Annotated in this window: 13 protein-coding genes; 6 read left to right on the top strand and 7 right to left on the bottom strand. The window is 63.1% G+C overall.

The window, feature by feature from the left end; genetic code table 11:
- Nucleotides 1–15: 15 nt before the first annotated feature.
- The 4 genes from QW379_07875 (at nt 16) to gvpD (ending at nt 3,518) form a co-directional block, all read left to right on the top strand.
- On the top strand, nt 16–654 hold the full coding sequence (locus tag QW379_07875; protein MEM2870317.1) for a phosphatidylserine decarboxylase: 639 nt from the start codon (nt 16–18) through the stop codon (nt 652–654).
- Nucleotides 651–1,397 carry a CDP-alcohol phosphatidyltransferase family protein gene (locus QW379_07870; GenBank protein ID MEM2870316.1) on the top strand — a complete coding sequence of 249 codons (747 nt, stop codon included), beginning with the start codon at nt 651–653 and terminating at the stop codon, nt 1,395–1,397. Before QW379_07875 ends, QW379_07870 begins: the two co-directional genes overlap by 4 nt.
- Nucleotides 1,398–1,475: 78 nt before the next feature.
- Nucleotides 1,476–1,934, top strand: a complete 459-nt coding sequence (locus tag QW379_07865; protein MEM2870315.1) for a dihydroneopterin aldolase family protein — start codon at nt 1,476–1,478, stop codon at nt 1,932–1,934.
- Between the two features lie 51 nt (nt 1,935–1,985).
- On the top strand, nt 1,986–3,518 hold the full coding sequence (gene gvpD / locus QW379_07860) for a gas vesicle protein GvpD P-loop domain-containing protein (protein ID MEM2870314.1): 1,533 nt from the start codon (nt 1,986–1,988) through the stop codon (nt 3,516–3,518).
- Between the two features lie 112 nt (nt 3,519–3,630).
- Here gvpD and QW379_07855 read toward each other — a convergent pair whose 3' ends face one another.
- The 7 genes from QW379_07855 to QW379_07825 form a co-directional block, all read right to left on the bottom strand.
- A complete protein-coding gene (locus tag QW379_07855) occupies nt 3,631–3,945 on the bottom strand; it encodes a hypothetical protein (protein MEM2870313.1) in 315 nt (104 codons plus the stop codon).
- A gap of 36 nt (nt 3,946–3,981) precedes the next feature.
- A complete protein-coding gene (locus tag QW379_07850) occupies nt 3,982–7,713 on the bottom strand; it encodes a S8 family serine peptidase (GenBank protein ID MEM2870312.1) in 3,732 nt (1,243 codons plus the stop codon).
- Nucleotides 7,714–7,981: 268 nt separating this feature from the next.
- Nucleotides 7,982–8,182 (bottom strand): DUF5678 domain-containing protein, encoded by a 201-nt coding sequence (locus QW379_07845; GenBank protein MEM2870311.1) that lies wholly within the window; start codon nt 8,180–8,182, stop codon nt 7,982–7,984.
- Nucleotides 8,183–8,415: 233 nt separating this feature from the next.
- On the bottom strand, nt 8,416–9,135 hold the full coding sequence (locus QW379_07840) for an indolepyruvate oxidoreductase subunit beta (protein ID MEM2870310.1): 720 nt from the start codon (nt 9,133–9,135) through the stop codon (nt 8,416–8,418).
- Complete coding sequence (gene iorA, locus QW379_07835; protein MEM2870309.1) at nt 9,135–11,174, bottom strand: indolepyruvate ferredoxin oxidoreductase subunit alpha; 2,040 nt, start codon at nt 11,172–11,174, stop codon at nt 9,135–9,137. Before iorA ends, QW379_07840 begins: the two co-directional genes overlap by 1 nt.
- 24 nt (nt 11,175–11,198) lie before the next feature.
- The gene (gene uvsE / locus QW379_07830) at nt 11,199–12,254 is read right to left on the bottom strand and encodes a UV DNA damage repair endonuclease UvsE (GenBank protein MEM2870308.1); all 1,056 of its coding nucleotides are present in this window, start codon (nt 12,252–12,254) and stop codon (nt 11,199–11,201) included.
- Between the two features lie 32 nt (nt 12,255–12,286).
- Nucleotides 12,287–13,507, bottom strand: coding sequence for an MFS transporter (locus QW379_07825; GenBank protein ID MEM2870307.1), 1,221 nt, complete (start codon nt 13,505–13,507; stop codon nt 12,287–12,289).
- Between the two features lie 236 nt (nt 13,508–13,743).
- Between QW379_07825 and QW379_07820 the strand changes: the two genes are divergently transcribed.
- Both QW379_07820 and QW379_07815 read left to right on the top strand, forming a co-directional pair.
- Nucleotides 13,744–14,394: a peroxiredoxin gene (locus tag QW379_07820; GenBank protein MEM2870306.1), complete on the top strand. Its 651-nt coding sequence runs from the start codon at nt 13,744–13,746 to the stop codon at nt 14,392–14,394.
- A gap of 130 nt (nt 14,395–14,524) precedes the next feature.
- Complete coding sequence (locus tag QW379_07815) at nt 14,525–18,430, top strand: PKD domain-containing protein (protein ID MEM2870305.1); 3,906 nt, start codon at nt 14,525–14,527, stop codon at nt 18,428–18,430.
- The last annotated feature ends 30 nt before the right edge of the window (nt 18,431–18,460 follow it).

The raw sequence follows: 18,460 nt of genomic DNA, 5'->3' as shown, positions 1-18,460 counted from the left end.
CGGAGCGGGGTAAGGGTGCTGGCGAAGGGGTGCCTCCGTATTGTGGCCGTTCCCGCGGTGTTAGCGCTGGTTTCCCTGCTCATCGCCATCTGGAGCGCTATCCCCGCGATCATCCTCTTTGCCGTGTTTACTGGAATCTCAGTGGTATTCGCCATTTTCTTCCGGGATCCGGAGAGAAAAATTGGCCAGGGCATCGTCTCGCCCGCGGACGGCCTCCTCACACGCGCCGAGGCTACGGAGGCCGGAGCGTACTTCTCGATATTCATGAACATACACGACGTCCATGTTAACAGAGCGCCATGGCCCGGGAGGGTGGTGGAGGTGAGGCGGGTGCCCGGCGGCCACGCCCCCGCTTACAGGAAGAAGGCGGACAGGAACGAGAGAGTGGTCATCACGCTCGAGAGCAGCCTCGGTAGAATTCTCATCACGCAGATCGCCGGGGTCTTTGCGAGGCGCATCGTGACGTATGTGAGGGCGGGGCAGGAGCTCTCGAAGGGGGATAGAATCGGCATCATACGGTTCGGGTCCCGTGTGGATCTCTTCGTCCCCGCCGGCTGGCTCAAGCTCAGGGCGCGAAGGGGAGAGAGAGTGAAGGCGGGAAGCACGACTCTGGCGGAGGCCCCCGGAAGGGGGGAGGGGAGGGGGAGCCGTTGAGAATTCTGCGCATGGTCTCGATCGCGGACCTCTTCACCTTGACCAACGCTCTTCTCGGCTTTCTCGCCATTCTTTTAGTGCTGGAGGGAGAGGTGCTCTTCGCCATTTATACGATTCTCCTTGGAATTCTCTGCGATGGTCTCGACGGCCTCCTCGCCCGAAGGTTCAGCCGTAAGTGGTACTTCGGAGACTACCTCGACTTGATGGCCGACACCACCTCTTTCTGCGTGGCGCCCGCGGTGGTGGTCTTCGTCACCTCCCGAGGTGCGATGCGCGAGCTCGCCGGCGCCCATTCGGATATCGTCCTATTCGCTGCATGCGCAACCTCCGTGGTCTGCGGCCTCCTCAGGCTGGCGCGGTTCTGCTACATGGGCGGTGGCCACTCCTCCGTCTTCACCGGCCTCCCCTCGCCCGCAAGCGCCCTCGTGGTGGCGCTGCTCTCACTGCAGGGTGAGCTGAGCGAGACACCATTGCCCGGAATTCTGAGGCCCCTCGCTCTCGCGCTACTTGGGCTGCTGATGATCAGCGACCTCCGGTACCCGAAGGTGCGAGGGACCTATGCCGTCTCCTCTGGTGTGGTGATATTCCTTGTCATCGTCACCGAGAGAGCGGGGGCGGGGGCGCCCCTATTCGAATTCCTCCTCGACCTCGCCCTGCTTCTCTCAGTCGCCTATGTGACCTTTGGCCCATTCGCGACGGGTCGGAGGCCCGGGGCCCGTGCCCCAGCCGCAAGGAACGGCTGAGGGGGAGGGGTCGAGGACCGACGCGACGCAAGGTTCATAGATATGTGGGGCGTTGAGCGGCTCTCGCGGGGTGTTCCCTTGGATAGGGCGAGGAAGTACTTTCACTGCACCGACGCGGAGAGGGCCGTCTTCGAGGGCGGAATCAAGCTCGCGATGGTCTACCACCAGTTCGTGGGAGTTCCCGTGACGATGGCCAGCGCCGGCTCCCTCGAGAAGGCGATTGTGGAAGCTGTGAAAATCCAGCCCTGGGTGGTCAGGGCGAGCGCAAAAATAGATAGAGCCGCCCTTAGGGGGCTTGCCGGCAGGTACAGGTACAAGACCCTCGACGGCTCCATGCTCCGGGTCGAGGTGGTCACGCGCTACGGCAGCGCGGAGGCCCACTGCTGCATGCACTTCGTGAGGGAGATGAGCTATCCCTTGATGTACGTGAAACGCGTAAGGAGCCACGTGGCGAGAGGGGACGGGCGTGCAAGCCGAGAGACTCCGGGGGCCGGCGGCGCGGTGCGGGGAGCACCCCGGGAATGGGCTAAAAGGTAAATAACCCGATGCACATATCGAGCTCAGAAATTGGAATTCGGGGGAGGAATCGTGAGAAAAAGGGAGGGCGTCGCGCTTGGAGTTCCGGGGGAGCTGTCCGAGTTCTTCAGCAGGCCAGGAGGAAAATCGCTCATCATAAAGGGGCTGGCCGGCACGGGAAAGACCACGCTCGCCCTCCAGATTCTCGAGGAGATCGCCGACCCGGAGGCGAGCTTCTACCTGTCAACGCGAGTATCTGACGCCTCGCTCTATGTCCAATTCCCCTGGCTCAGGGAGAAGGACATGAGGGCCAGAATCGTGGATGCGAGCAGGGAGTTCCTTGCCACGATATACAGGGAGGAGAAAGCGGAGACTAAGGTGCAGAAAGAGAAGGCAGTCAGGATAAAGGGGGCGCAGGAGTTCCTCCGGTCCCTCCATGGCCCCAGAGAGGAGGCGCCCGAGGAGGTGGACAGGACCTGTCTCTCCAAGCTTCTCGAGCGCTACACGATTCCCGAGATATCCAGAATCTACGACAGGGTCGAGGCGTGCCTCCCCCGGAAGAGCTTCTTCGCTATTGACAGCGTCGAGGGCATCACGACGCGCTACGGCCTACCGCCCGAGGAGCTGGTCCACGCGCTCCAGAAGGACTTGGTCGAGCACTCCAACGTCGACATGCTGGTCATTCTTGAGAAGGGCGTCGCGACCTCGATAGACTATCTCGCCGATGGCGTCGTTGTTCTGGACATGATGGAGGTCGAGGGGAGGCGGGTCAGGGAGATGCGCATCGAGAAGCTCAGGGCGACGGAGATTCAGCGCCCCCGGTACCTCATCAGCCTTCACGGGGGTAGGTTCAGGACCTTCGAGCCCTTCAGGGCCATTGGCGAGCCAAAGCGCTGGGAACCGATTCCCGACGGCCCGGGCCACTACAGCACAGGCACGCCCGACCTCGACGCCCTTCTCGGTGGTGGCTTCAGGAAGGGCAGCTACAACGTCATCGAGGTCGCAGGGAACGTTTCCACGGAGGAGTACTATTCGCTCGTCAGGCCGATCCTGCTCAACTTTATATCCCAGCAGAGGGGTGCCATCGTGGTCTTGCCGGGCGGCGACCAAGCCGACACTCTGCGAGACGACCTAACCCGCTTCCTGGACCCCTCCCTATTCGACAGATTCGTCCAGATCGCGGACTACTTCATCCAGGAGACCCGGAAGCCCTACATCCTCGCCCTCGGGACCAGAAACAAGGAGGAGGCGCTGCGCAACTGGAGGAACGTCCTCCAGAGCCTCAGGGGCCCGGAGAACAGACCGATAATGGACTTCGCCGCCTTCGACACCTTGGAGTACCTGCGCGGTAACGACATCGCGATAAGGGACCTCTTCAACACCGTTGGCAGAATCAAGATATCCGAGGACGTGGGCGTCGGCATCCTCAAGCCGGGCCTGAAGCTCACGCAGGAGATCATGAACATGGCCGACACATACATCAGAATTCTTGACATCAACAACTCGGTCTGCATGTACGGGGTCAGCCCGAGGACGAACGTTTTCGTGATCACCCCGGACCCGGAGAGGGGCCCGCCCAGCGTCAGGCTGAGCCCCGTTGTGTAGCCCCCACGGGGCACGCGATGGTGCGTCCGAACGAGCCCTCAGGACCCCGAAACGGCGCCGCTCGCCTCGCGCCTCGACCCCGCGGGGCGCAGTCACGGACAGTCAAAAACAATCAGAAATGAACGTCCTCGATGAGCTCCAGCGCCACCTCGGAGGTGTCGCTACGGTAGTGGAGTGACTTCACCGCCACCCTGTACTCGCCGAACTCCGACCTGAACAGCGGCTCCCCCTTCGCCAGCTCCCTCTCGAGTGCTCTCAGCTGCTCGAGAGTCATTCTTCCGGTAAGAGAGAACTCCGCCGACTTCCTGCCCTCGAGAATGATGTCGTCGCCGTCCGCGCCCTGCTCGATTCTCCGGCCTATCCTGTAGTCCTTCCTCATCTCGACCACGAAGCCCGCCAACAGCAGGTCGTTGAGGTAGACGTCCACCGTGCTCCTCCGCCGCTGGCAACACAATCGAGATACTTAAAAATTGGCACTGGGCGGGGTGTGAGGGGCCTTGCGCTCCACAGCCACTAACAGGACGGTGAAGGCGGCGGCTAGAAGAACGGGAATGGTGCAGAGCTCCCAGCCACCGAGCGTCACTTCCCTCAACGGTGACGCAGGAGGAGCCGGGGGGGATGGTGGCTCTGGAAGCGGGAGGACGACAAGGACCACCTCGCTCGTGCTGACGGCCCGGGGCTCCCCCCTCGATGTCGCCCTGAATACCAGCCCCATCTCTCCGGCTGGTGCGCGCTCGGAAACTGTCAGGGTGACCGCGACTGCAGCGGTCTCTCCATGCCCCAGAGGAACTGGACCCGTGAGCCTCGCCACCGTCACTCCCTCCGGGAGTCCGGAGGGGAAAACGTCGAACGCGTCCCTCCCGTTGCCCAAATTGGTCACCGATATATAGAAGAAGGCGGCCTCGCCTGGGTAGACCACTTCCTTCCTGGGCGAGGGTCTGGAGGCGGAGGCGTAAACCTGCTGGACATGGACTTCGAAGCCCTCCCTACGCTCAATGCCGCTCTCTGAGCGCACCGTGAGGGAGACCCGGAAATCGCCGGCGAGCTCGGACGGCGGGACGCGCACGCTCACGCTCCCGTTGAAGCTCTCATATCCCCCTAGTGGGAGCGAGGGCTCGAGCGGCGATTCCCAGCCCGGAGGTAGCTCGAGTTCGACGCTCACATTGTCTGGCCCGTTGCCTCCATTGGTGACGAAGAACAGAGCGGACACGCTCCCACCGGGGGGCGCGGACACCTCGAGCGGCAGGAGGGCAAGGGTGATGTTATAGAACTGCGCAACCGAGACCCTCAGCTCCACACTCGCCGCGAGGGCTCCGGAGCTGGTGGCGGTGAGGATAGTGGTCGAGGAGTTGCCCGCGAGGCTCGCGGGGTGGGGCGTGACCCTGACCTCCAGCGTCTCCCAGCTCCGGGCTGGAATCGAGAGCGTCTGGGCGCTCTGCTCGACAGACCAGTCGGAGCGGTCCCCAAACGCTTCGACGTTCACGACGTCGGGACCGTTGCCGGTGTTCGAGATGGTGATGTTGAAGGAGGCGGTTTCCCAGGGGAGAATCTCGACCGACGGGGGAGAAGAAGGAATGGAGATGCCATAGACCTGTCTCGTAACAGCCCTCGCTGAAGCCTCGGCGCGGTAGCTCGAGTTGCCCGTGGAGACCGCGGCCAGCGTGAGAACGCAGTCCTCGCCCGCGAGTGCCGCCTCGGGGCAGACGACGACCAGGCCGACCTTTGCCTTCTCGCCCGGCCCGATGCTCAGCGATGTCCTCTCCACCGAGGCGCTCCACCCAGGGGACGAGGAGGAGGCGCCGAGCTGGACCGTGTCCGGCGCGGTGCCGGTGTTCTCCACAACCCCCTCCAGAACATAGCTCCCCCCTGGGTCGAGGAGAATCTCTGGCGGCGAGACCGAGGCCCCGACGCCGTAGTGGAGGACCGTCCGGGCGATTTCTATATGATTATTCCCCTCGTCGAGTTCGTCGACCAATCCATCCGGGTCCACCGAGAGCGAGAACGCGTGAGCCCCCCTGAGAGCCGTCCACTCCGCCCCCACCTCCACCGTCTCGCCCGGAGGGAGGGAGGGTAGGTCCCCGGTTGCGAGCGGCTGCCCATCGATGTATATCTTGTAGGGGAAGGCCGAGGCCGTCCCGTGGCCCAGGTTGCGGACGGTGAATGATAGCGTGGCTTTCTCCCCCTCTATTAGCGTCGCCGGCGAGACCGAGACCGACTCCGCCGCCGGGTCCGCCGATATCTCTGTGACAGCTCCGGATATCACGAGGGCGAAGTCCTGGGGGCCGTAGGGAACACTGCGCGCGCTCACATTCACCCACCACTTCCCATTCTTGGGGAACGGGAGCAGTAGGCCCTCGACGTTGTTCCTCTCGTCTGGGGACCCCCCGGGAACGGAATGGCCACCGGCGAAATTGTTTCCGTAGTAGACATTTCCGTCGGGGTCCGTGACGACGAGGTCGAGGTCGTTGACAAGCGCCTTACTCGCGTAGGGCGTCCCAGGCCTGTCCGTCCAGACTAGAGTGACCTTGAGCTCGCGCTCGTTGTGGACCCTGAGCATCTTCGACGACGTCCCGCCTTGGTTGAGAGGAGAAGTCTGGTCAAAGGCGAGGATGCTACGGCCCCCATACGGAACGATTGAGCGGGTGACGTTTACCCTCCCCCAGCCCTGGTCCGGCCCTGGGTAGGCATAGCCGGGAAGAGGCTCGGCCCCATTTATCAGGAGAGCCTTGATAAGTGCCGGAGTGGGGTCCACGCCGTGGTGCTGCCTCCAGAAGGAGGTGACGAGGGCACAGGCGCCCGCGACGTAGGGGCAGGAGGCGCTCGTCCCTCCCCCGACGAAATAGGAGGAGGAGTCGGGGTCGTCCGGGACCGTGCCTAAATAGCCCTTGTATGCGTTGTACAAGGCACTGGTGGTGTAGGTGTCCACGCCCGGGGCCACGACGTCGGGCTTGATTCTTCCGTCGTCGCAGGGGCCGCGGCTGCTGAATGTAACGATGGTGCCGGAGGAGACGTATCCATAGCTCCCGGTGCGGTCGTTGCCGGTCGCGCCCACCGAGATAACGTTCTTCGCCGTCGAGGGCGGGCAGACGGTTATGCTCGTCGGGCCGGAGTTGCCCGCAGAGAAAACCACGACGAGGGGCTGGTCTCCGGGCGTGTTCGGGTCCGAGTCGCGGACGTATCTATCATAGTCCGCGCAGTCGCTGATGTAGTCCCCTGTAAAGTAGTTCAAGCCCCAGCTATTGCTAGAGATGAAGGCCCCCAGCGAGTGGGCGTCGCGGCAGAGCCTCTCGACGCTGTAGGTCCAGTTTGGTATCGCCTGACCGATGAGGCCCGCGCCGGGCGCGATGCCGGCGTACTTACCCGGCTGGCCCGACGGGTCCGAGGGGCGCCAGGCGCCGCTGCCCGCCACGATGCCGGCGCACATCGTTCCGTGCCCCCTCGCAGAGGAATACTCGTCGGTCCACGCGGTGTAGCCGCTGTAGTCTTTGTAGGCGACCTTCCTTCCCTCGAAGGCAGGATGGGAGCCGTCGATGCCTGTGTCAACTATCGAGACATTCACCCCGGCTCCCGTCGTTCCCTCGAAAGAGCCGCTGTTGTAGCTCCAGAGCGACAGGCCGTTGTTCTCATAAGGGCCGTCGTTTCTCTGGCGGGCGCCCAGGGTACGCGTCGCGAGGTCGTTCAGGAACTCGGGGGCAGGGGCTGGCTCGAGCCAGTATACCTGTCCGAGGCTGGCGAGCGCTAGAACCTTGTCCTCCCCACCCCTCGAAACGAAGTATCCATCCCCCCAGAGAAGCACCTCGACGCCAAGCTCACGAATTCGGGGCTCGATTGCAGCCCTCTCCCCGGCGAAGAGGACCTTCAACCTCTCATAACCCTCCGGGAGCTCCCGCAGAGGGGGAGAGAGCTTTTCTTCGAGAAGCAGGTGGCGCAGGGATTCGATGTGGAGCAGGGGGGAGGAGGAGAGGGGACCGGGTCCTCGGGGCAGGAGCAATAAGAATGAATAGGGAGGTAGGTAGCCGATGACCTCTGCCCCTAGCCCTTCGATAATACGCGCGCAGTCTGGGGGGAGCGGCCCCGCGAGCTCCAGAATGATAACGGGCTGGGAAGACGAGGGTGCAGAATGAGTGGCGAGGGAGGGCGGGGCGGGGGCTAGTATTAACGCAAGGAGGAGAAGGGAGGGGAGGACAGCAGCCACGCTGAAAAGATTGCGGTCTTTCTATATAATTTATGCGGTGCGGGTATCACGTAAACGGCGCGTGAGCAGCACGAGATAATTCTCGTTCGTCTCAGCCGCGACTTGCCCAGTCAGTCTACAATGGTACGGGAGGCTTAGGCGGTTGGAGGAGACACACCACATGTCCGGGCCGTCTAGGGGCCCTTGCACCTACAGAAAGAACTCGGAAGTAAGAAATTGGGCACTCGCGAGAGGCCGGAGCCCCATTTGAGAGAAGAAAGCAGGAAGCTCAGTTGAAAGGGTTCTTATTCGAAACCGGCCGAATGAACCGAATCGAAAGGCCGGCCTTGTTCACGAGCTTCAACTCTTGGAGCTTGTGAAGGGTCTCGTTGAAGGTCTTTCCCGAGGCCACGACCTTCTCATCATTCAGCAGGGCGACGAACTTGCCCCCGAAGTGCTTCTGCATTTCTTTGAAGTTCGTTACATCCATCAAGACCTCTATTGCATTTCATAAATATAAATTTTACCCAATATACAATTCAAATTTTTCTGATTATTTTGGTTTAATCCCCGTTAGCGGCCCTGTGAAAATAAAATTCATGAAATATAAATATAGCATTGCAATTGTTTATCATGGAACTGCATTGACATGGCAAAGCATGGCAGGGGGCTGAGACGTCTGCTTTTCCATCACCCCGTTAGTATCAGGCCAGTGGGCTCGCCTTATAGTGCCCTGCACGCCAGCGCCCTGCAGAACCTCTCCCGGGCCGCCCTCGCCCCCAGCTCGAAGGCCCTCAGATTCGCCTCCACGGCCTTTGCCGGCACCATTCTTCGGATGGCATCGCGCAGCGGCTCGGGAGGAATCGGGAAGGCCTCGAGGACGCACATCGCGCCGAGCAGGACAACATTCTCAGTCAGCGGGTTCCCGGCCCGGTTCGCGAGCTCGAGAGCGTCGAGGGTGAGCACGTGGGGCGTGACGGTCTCGAGACGCCTCACGACCTCCTCCAGGCCCAGGTACTTCTGCGGAGCCTTCCTGTCCCTGACAAGCTCCGAGGTTTCCGTGACGGGGTGCATGACCCGGGAGTTGATGATGGCCACGCCCCCGTCCCTCAGGTACTCTATATACCTCAGGGTCTCGAGTGCCTCGAGCGAGAGGAGGGCGTCGGCGCTGCCCACGGGAATCAGCGGGGAGCGAACTCCAGGCCCTATCCTGAGATGGACCTGTATCGAGCCCGAGCGCTGGGAGAGGCCGTGCTGCTCGCCCGTGACGACGCGCATGTTCGAGAGAGCGCCCGCGCTACCTATGATGCTGGACAGGAGCACGAGCCCCTGACCTCCGACCCCGGCCATCATCAGGCTGAACTCCCCCTTCTGGGATGAGGGGCCGGGGCGCTTCGGGAGCTGTGATCCGGCCGCCTGCGGTCCGGTTTCGCCCTCCGGCATCAGCCACCACCTCCCCGCGGCTCCGGAGCCTCAGTCCTCTCCTCCCTCGCCCCCCCTTCAACCAATTTCTCCCGACCCGCCCCTCCTCCCGGGCCCCCTCTCGTATCCCCCCCGCTCCCGACAGGCCTGATGGCCCCGATGGGGCAGAGGCGGGCGCACATCATGCATCCATCGCAGAGCTCGCGCGATATTGCGGCCTGTCCATCAGCGTCCAGGGATATCGCGGGGCAGTTGAAGTCGCGGACGCAGGCGTAGATTCTTTTACACAGTTTTTTATCGACCTCGTTTGGAGTAATTGCCACACCCTTCCGGCGCTTGTTCCTGTCCCCATACAGGGCGCACTCCCTTCGCGAGATTATCACGCCCAGTCCCGGCCTCGCGAGGGCCTCCTTGATTTTTCCGGGGGTGTTCTTGATATCATACGGGTCTATGACGGTGACGTCCCTCACGCCGATTCCCCTCACAAGGGCCTCGAGGTCTACTCTCTGCTCCCCCTCCTCGCCCTCCTCGTGGGGGCTGGCGGGGTTGTGCTGCTGGCCCGTCATTGCCGTGACCGAGTTGTCCAGAATCACGAGCTTGAAATTCGCCCTCTGATGAACGGCGTTGACGAGGCCGGGGAGGCCTGCGTGCAGGAAGGTCGAGTCGCCGATCATCGCAACCACGGGCTCCTCTACAGAGTGCTGGAGGCCCTCGGCGACGCCTAGCGACGCTCCCATGCTCAGGAGCGTGTCACCGTAGTTGAGGGGCGCGAGAGGGGCCATGGAATAGCAGCCGATGTCCGTGGGCTGGACGTGCTTCATACCCCTCAGAGCCTTCCTGAGAGCATATATTGTGCCGCGGTGCGGGCAGCCGGGGCAGAAGGTCGGGGGGCGGGAGGGGAGGCCCTCCTTCAGCCTCTCGGCCCTCGCCAGAACCGCCTCGTAGTCCACGGGTGTCTTGAGACCGAGGACCCGAGCCAGCGCGGAAGCGACGATGTTCGGGTTGAGCTCGAGTGCCTCGGAGAAATGCCCGCTCGCCTTGCCGATTATCTCCAGCGACGGGTTGGCTTCCTTCGCCAGCGCCCTCACGCTGTTCTCGAGATAGGGCGCGAGTTCCTCCACGACGACCAGCCTCTTCAGGGGCCTGATGAAACTGGAGAGGAGCCCCCACGGAAGGGGAAATGTGGTTCCGAGCTTGAGGATTGGTATCGATAGCCCTAGAATTCGGCAGGCCTCCGCGGCGTAGTTGAATCCGGCGCTGGAGGCCAGAACACCCGTCCCCCTCGCCTCCCCGGCCTCCTGCACGCCCGCGTCCACGCCCGTCTCGCCCCTGCCCAGCCCGACCCAGACGCTGTTCAGCCCGGAGGCCTCGAACTCCTTCCGGACCTCCTCCGTCCTCCGGAGCATGTTCTGCTTGAAGGCCCTCGCCCTGTCTGCGACGGTAACGAAGCGCGCGGGCCCGTGGGGCCAGCTCACTTTTTTGAACGGGGTCCGCTTCAGCTCATCGAGCTCGACGATACCGCTCTGGTGGTTCACCCGGGTCACCGTTCTTATCAGGAATGGCACGGCAAATTTCTCGGAGAGCGCGAAGGCCTCCCTGACCATCTCCTTCGCCTCCTGCGGGTCGGAGGGCTCCAGCATCGGAACATAGGCCGCGGGGGCGAAGAAGCGCCCGTCCTGCTCGGACTGGGACGAGTGGGCGTGGGGGTCGTCGGCCATGACGATGACCATCCCGCCCTTGACACCTGTGTACGAGAGGGAGAAGAACGAGTCCGAGGCGACGTTCATCCCCACGCTCTTCATCGAAGTCATCGAGCGAAGGCCGGCCATCGCGGCCCCGGCGGCGGTCTCTAGCGCGACCTTCTCGTTCGCGGATATCTCGGCGACCATGTCCATCTCCTTTGCCACTGACGCGAAGGTGTCGAGAATCTCGCTCGTCGGAGAGCCGGGGTAGCCGGCGTAGAGCTTCACGTCGGCCTCCAGCGCGCCGCGCACCATCGCCTCGTTCGCCATCATGAACGCCCTGCCCGGTTCCCTCGAGACCACGTCCCGCTCGCTCAAATCGCCACCCCGTTATGAAGATGCTCACATAACATCGTGTGTTGATTTAATGTTTTTGAGAAGGGGATGGGAGGCTCCGCGCGTGAGCGCGGTGGACAGTGTAGACCTCAAGGGCAGGTTACGGCGCCGGGCCCCGAGCAGCCCGAGCGCCCTGAACGCGCTCCTCTCCTTGTCCTTTATCTCGAGCATCAGGTCATACCCCATGCCCACTGTGCTCCTGAGAAAAGCGGAGAAGTGCGCTGCGTCAAGGGTCCGGGCGTGCGCGCCGGGCCGCGCCCCCGGCTCCTGGCTGCTGTAGTCAACCATCGGCGGCCCGTCGGCCCCCGTCCATGTCGCGGTGGCGAGCGCTAGCGCCGCGCGCGGCTCCCCATCTCGTCCCCTCCTTCTCTCCATCGTCTCGTGGTGGAGGGCGTCGAAGACCACCGGGGCCCCCGTTCTCCTGTGCAGCTCCATGACATCCTGAATTCCGAAGAGCCTGTCGTCGTTCTCGACGGCGAGTCTGCGCCTGACCTCCTCCGGGAGCCCGAGGTGGACCTCCGCAAACCTCCGCAGCGCTCCCTCCCTGTCGCCGTAGAGACCGCCGGCGTGAATCTGGACCTTTGCGTCCTCACCGAGTCCCATCGCGTCAAGAAGCCGGGCGTGGTAAACGAGCTCCGCGACGCTGCTTCTCACGACCGACGGCCTCGGGGAGTTCAAGAGCACGAACTGGTCGGGGTGCATGGAGATGCGCATACATTTTTTCCGGATGAAGTCGCCCAGCTCGCGCAGCTCGCTCCCGAAGACCCTCCACCACCTCACGTCGCACACTTTGTGGGAGGCGAAGGGGACGGTGTCGGAGCTTATCCTGAAGAACAGGAGGCCGCGCTCGGCGTTCCACACGAGGATTTTTCGAAGGCAGGAGAGGTTGGAGGCGACGGTGCTCAGGAGCCTCCGCTCCGAGTAGTGCGCCAGCCTGAAGCCAGAGGCTGGTGTGCAGCCGATGGAGAGGTTGATGCAGGGGTATCCGATTCTCATCCTCCCCCACCGGCGATGCCTGTGAGGTCGGGGTGTGCCCTCAGTTTCAGGCGCCTTCAGTCTCACGGGTCCAGCCCAGAGCCGTGAAGGAAATTAACTTATTGGTGGAGGGTGGGGTGGGCGGGAACGGGGGCGCGGCTCCGGCCCCCATCACGCGCGGGGTCCCGGGCGCGCGTGAGGAGTAGGGCCACGAGAACGAGATAAACCGCCGCCACGGCGAAGGGCAGGGGTCCGATTTCCGGCCCGTCTGAAAGCTCTGCCGCGGCGCCTAGAACCAGCGGCCCGGCGACGAAGCCCGCGTCGTTGAAGGTCCTGAAGAAGCCCATCGCCGCAGGCAGCCTCTCACGAGGAACGAGGTCCGTAATCCAGGCGGCCATGGGCCCGGAGAGGCCCAGCGTCAGGCCATAGCCGAGCATCACCAGTGCGAAGGAGCCCACTCCCCTCGTGAAAGGAATCATCGCCCCCAGCAGTGCCGTCAGAAGAAGGCAGGCCATCATCGAGGGCTTCCGGCCGTGCCTGTCGGTGTAGGTTCCGGACGGGGTCATGGTGGTGAAGGTCGCGAGCGCGGTCAGGGTGAGAACGCCGCCGAGGGCAGCCTCGCTCATTCCGAGGTTCTTGTAGGCGAAGAGGGGGACGAGGGTGCTGGTGACGCCCGCCCGCGTGAAGAAGAGGGAGAAGGTCGCGAGATTGACCAGCAGCACGGAGCGGTCCCCCATCACATTTCTTATGTCGGCGAGGGCTAGGGCCTCCCTCGCCCGGGGCACCTCCGTCCTCTCGACGAGGAGGAGCACGAGGAGGAAACCGACGGCGGTGACCAGAGCGTAGAGCAGGAACGGAGCCCTCAGGCCGAGGGCGGCCGCGGTCAGGCCTCCGACGCCCGGCCCCGTGATTCCGCCGAGGAGCAGCATGGCGGTGAAGACGCTCATGTACCTCCCCCGGCTCTCCTGAGGCACGGACATGGCGAGGAGGGTTGTGGACATGGTGGTGTAGAAGGCCGAGCCGGCCCCCTCGAGAATTCTTCCCGCGAGAAGGATTAGATAGTTCGGCGCGAGGGCGCAGACGACGGATGATGCGCTGATGAGGGCGAGACCGAACAGCATCAGGGACTTGGGGTGGTAGCGCGAGCCGAGGAGGCCGGCCGGGATGTCAAGGCTGAGCCGGGCGACGGCGAAGGCGGATATCAGGAGGCTCACGCCCGTGACGCTCGCGCCGAACTCCAGGGCGTAGAGAGGCAGGATAGGCGATATCAGGGTGTAGCCCATCATCACCAGAAAGACGAAGGCCGAGAGCGTCGCGACCATTCTGAGGTGCCGGTCCATTGCGGACCGGGCATCGCCTCCGGTGGGATTAACTTTTGGAGCGGCACAATAATGCTTCACATGGTAGGAGACGGCACAGGAGGGAGGAAGGGCCAGAAGGAGGATTGGAAGGAGCATGGGCACCAGCTGGTAAGAGTTCAAATAGGGTAAGGGCGATTGGGACCACGGAAGATAGGGATGGGGGGCCAGCGTTGTGGCCTGCAGAGTCGTCCAGTCCTTTCTCTGGTGGTGAAAAGATGACGGAAGAGGGAAAGAGGGGAATGCCTCTCATCGGGGACAAGATGCCGAGGCTTGAGGTGCACACGACCATGGGCAGGAAGACCATACCTGACGACTACAAGGGGAAGTGGCTGATACTCTTCAGCCACCCCGCGGACTTCACGCCCGTGTGCACCACTGAGTTCGTGGCCTTCGCGAAGCGCTTCGAGGAGTTCAAGAAGCTCAACTGCGAGCTCCTCGGACTCTCGGTGGACCAGGTATTCTCGCACATAAAGTGGGTCGAGTGGATAAAGGAGAACCTGAAGGTGGAGATACCATTCCCGGTGATAGCCGACTCCGCCGGAAAGGTCTCGGAGGCGCTCGGGATGTTCAACCCGAACAGGACCGCCACCGTGCGCGCGGTCTTCTTCGTGGACCCCGAGGGCACGATTCGCCTGATGCTCTACTACCCGGCGGAGATCGGCCGGAACTTCGACGAGATTCTGCGCATAATGAAGGCCTTCGCAATTTCTGATAAGTACGGCGTGGCAATGCCTGCGAACTGGCCGAACAACGAGCTCATAGGCGACGAGGTCATTGTCCCTCCGGCGAACAACGTCAAGGACGCGGAGGAGAGGCCCAAGAAATACAAGTGCTACGACTGGTGGTTCTGCCACAAAAAGCTCTAGCCGGCTTTTTACCCAGACCCCGCCCCTCCGAGCTGCGGGACGAGCCAGCGAGGGCACTGAGGCTGTGAAGCGGTCCGGGGCAATCGTTAAGAGCCTACACGACATATTGACAGGCCAAAGGGTGAAATGGATGCGAAGGCGCTTGGTGGAGGTAATGGTCGCGGCCCTGCTCATGCTCGCGCCGGCCATTGGCCCGCCATCCGGCGGGGTCTATCTGGGCCCGAGGGTTGTGGTCGACGTCGGCAGCACAAATCTCGACGAGGGCGCCTCGACGGTCGTTTATGTGACCGTCTACAACGATTCAGGCGTGAGGGTCGCCGGGGCCACGGTGAACGTCGAGGCCGAGCTGGGCACCTTCGACCGCACCAGCGCACAGACAGGCTCGCAGGGCGTGGCCAACTTCGTCTACACCGCCCCGCTCGGCATTTCCGAGGCGAGGTCGGTCAGAATCAACGCCACCGCGATCTACGACCTCCCCCCCTACACGAGCGGCTTCGCAATGGTCTGGGTGAGGACGGTGGCGCGGGTGGGAATTGACGGCCCGGACCAGGTCCGGTCCGGCGGCCCGGCGGTCCGCTACACCATCCGCGCAACAAACGGGTCTTCGCCAATCGCCGGCGCATCGATATTCGTGGAGGCGCCCGCTCTCGGCGAGGTCGTGGACCAGCAGAGGATTACAAATGACGCCGGGACGGGGTGGTTCGACTATCGCCCGCCGGCGTCCCAGACGGGCGAGGTGGTGCTCCGGGTGAGGGTCCAGCCCGAGACCGGCCCGCCTGTGACCGGTTCCAAAACCATACAGGTGGTCGCGGAGATCGCCCAATTGACCGTGTCCATCGAGACGGACAGGGACCCCCTGCCCTGCTGGGGGAGCTCGAACCTCACCGCCACGGTGCGCAGGGGCGGCCAGCCGGTCCCGAACGCCACCGTGACGTGGCTTGCGTCGCAGGGGTGGAGGTCGGCATCCAGCACTGTGACGGATTCCGACGGCCGCGCCAGGATACATTACACGGCCTCCAACTCCAGCGGCTCGCTCTGGGCGGGTCCGGTGACGGTCTCCGTCACGGCGACATACGGTTCCGAGAGCGCCCGGGCCAACCTGACCTTTCAGGTTGCCCCATACGCCGTCGGTTGGACGGCCGAGCTGGTCTATTCCTCCGAGGGGTCACAGCTCGTGCCCGGGGAGAGGCTCGTGGTCAACCTGAGCCTGCGTCTCCCGCCGAGCAGGTCCTGGGAGTTCATTACCCCCGTGTCGGTGCGGTTGAGGCTCTGGACGGAGGGGGGCTCGGTGATTCACAACCGCACCGTCGGGCAAGGGCTCTCGATTCTTCCCGGGCTCGACTGGAGTTCCGGGCCGATTGAGCTCCTGACGATTCCGGACCCGCCGACCGTATCACGGTACTATCTTCAGGCCACAGTCTACTCGGAGTATGGAGGTTACATATATCACGAGTTCGCCGGACCGGTCGTTATCCGTGTGATAACACAGCGCGGGGGCTGGACCTTTCTGCATTATATGGCCGATGACAACGACCTCAGGGGCTGCGCCAACCGGTCCCTGAACAGACTGGAGACGGGCGGGCCCGATGGCCAGTGCCAGTATCTGGTGGAAAAAAGTGGTGTGTGGGGCGAAACCTACCGGTACAGACTCAGAAGGGACACGGACGAGCGCAACCTCAATCTGCAGCTGCTGGCCACGCTCCCGGAGCTTGACATGAGCTCACCGGAGACGCTCCTGGACTTCCTGAAGTGGGGCGCTGACTACGCGCCCGCCGAGAACTACTTTATCGTCATCTGGGACCACGGGGGCGACTGGAGGGGCGTGTGCTGGGAGGGCCCCCTCGACAGCCACATTGACCCCCTCGAGCTCGAGCAGTGCCTCAGGGAGTTCAGGAGCCACGCCCGGAAGCCGCAGATTCTTCTCTTCGACGCGTGCCTGATGTCGTCGGCGGAGGTCTACTGGAGAATTCTGGACGATGTGAACTACGTCGTGGGGAGCGAGACGGTGATCTACGCCAGCTCCGAGATTCTCACCCCGGAGGGCCTGAGGCGCTTCTTCTCGCACTACCCCCCGACTCCGGAGCAGGCCTGCAGGGATGTCATGAACGGCTTCAGGGAGAGCGACCATCTCAACTATCCGATGGGCACTGTCAGGACAGAAATGGCGGTTCCGTTTCTGGCCGCCCTGAACAGATTCTGCGACAGGTTTATTGAGAACTGGGACGCGCTGGGGGGCATATTGTTCCAGAGGGTCACCCTCGCGTGGAAGGTGGATTATTACGCCGCAGACCTGAGATCCCTGTTGACGCAGATCCGGAGAGATATTCTTTCCCTCCCGGATGCGGGCAGGTACGCGAGCGTTGTGGCCTCGATTGATGATACGGTTTCGGCAATGGATGCGATGTTCCTCGACAGGCATCTCGAGGGGGATTATAAACAGCTGGGGTTCGGCTGCGTGAACATCTTTCTGGCCATACGCAACTCGACCTATCAGAAGCTGAGGGATGAGTACCTGAGGACCACATTTCCTCACGACTACGGCTGGGTGAGGCTTTTTGAGCTCCTGTTCCCTCCGGCCCCTGAAGAATCACAATCACATGACTATACAGTATGGCCCCCCGTCAGGGGAATCGTCCATTTCCCTCTTGTGAATGTTTCACTGACGGGTATCGGAACAGACGGGGAGAGCCTGACGGGGAACATCAGCGTCGGCATCGACGTCAACAACAGCGGGAACAGCGCGGGCTTCAGCATCGTCGTGGACCTGGTGTCCCTGAACGGCACCCTCTCAACATTTCCGTCCAGCATTGTGCTGAGAAAGGTGATTCCGGTGGCGCCGGGAGAAAGAGGGGGAACGAAAAAAGTAATGGACCTGACGGTCCCATCCGATGACATGGTCCTCACAATTCTCTCCCTCGTTGCGGAGGACGGCACGGTCTTCCATCAGCAGGAGCTCGGAAGGCTCATGATGCGCTCCACTCCGCGCAGCGGGAGCCCGCCTGGGCTGGTCATAAATGCGTCCAGAATCGCGCTGCTCGAGGGCGAGAGTGTCTCGCTGAGCGCCGCCGCCACCGACCCGAATGGGGACCGCGTCGACGTGTGGTGGGACCTCGACCTGCGGGACGGGGTGGGCCTCGACGCCTCCGGCCTGTCGGTCACGGCCTCATTCAGGGGCGCGTGGAACCGGACCGTGACCTGCATCGCCTCCGACGGAAACTGGACGGTCGTCCGCCAGCTCGAGCTGAGCGTGAGCCCCGACCCGTCCAATCGCCCCCCGTCGGCCGTCCTGAGCTTTGAGCTCGTTGACGCCTCCACGGTGCTCTTCAACGCCTCCGGCTCCTCGGACCCGGACGGAGACCCGCTCGAGTTTTTCTTCCTCTTCGGCGACGGGAGCTCATGGGGCTGGACCTCCTCGCCCCTCGCCACCCACATCTACGAAAAAGGGAGTTATGAGTGCGTCGTGATGGTGCGCGACAGAGCGGAGTACGGCGGGGCCTGCGCCGCTGTTGCGTTCAATATCACCGGCGGGCCCCCCCGGCCCGGGAACCGGGCGCCCGTCGCCTCCCTCTCGCTCTCCGCAGTGAGAGTGAGGGCCGGTCAGGCCGTCACGGCCGACGCCTCGGGCTCCTCGGACCCCGACGGCGAGACACTTGAGTACAGGTTCGACTGGGGCGACGGAAACGCCACGGACTGGTCGCCCTCGATGACAGCCAGCCACGCATACGCGAGGCCCGGGAGCTACAATGTCACGCTGAGCGTCCGGGACGCCGGAAACCTGACAGCCGGAAACACCACCACCATCTTTGTCAGGCCGGCGCCCGGGACCGGCGCCCCCGGAAAATTCATTCCGGGCCCGGGCGCGGCCGCAGCCTCCCTCGCCATCACCATGGTAACCGCGATACGGGCTCGCCGCCGGAAGCTCTCTCCTGATGCAACAGACCAAGCCCCGGCCGGTCTCTACCGGCGCGTGTGGAATTTCTGGTTGGGTGGTCCGGCGAACTTTCGAACAAATCCCTTCCGGATTGGTAGAGATTGAATTCTCAGGCACAGTGGAATCGGCGGTGCT

The sequence above is a fragment of the Thermoplasmata archaeon genome (assembly GCA_038851035.1).
Taxonomy (GTDB): Archaea; Thermoplasmatota; DTKX01; order VGTL01; family VGTL01; genus JAWCLH01.
Note: the sequence above shows the minus strand (reverse complement) of the source record. Positions and strands in the feature narration are given on the sequence as shown.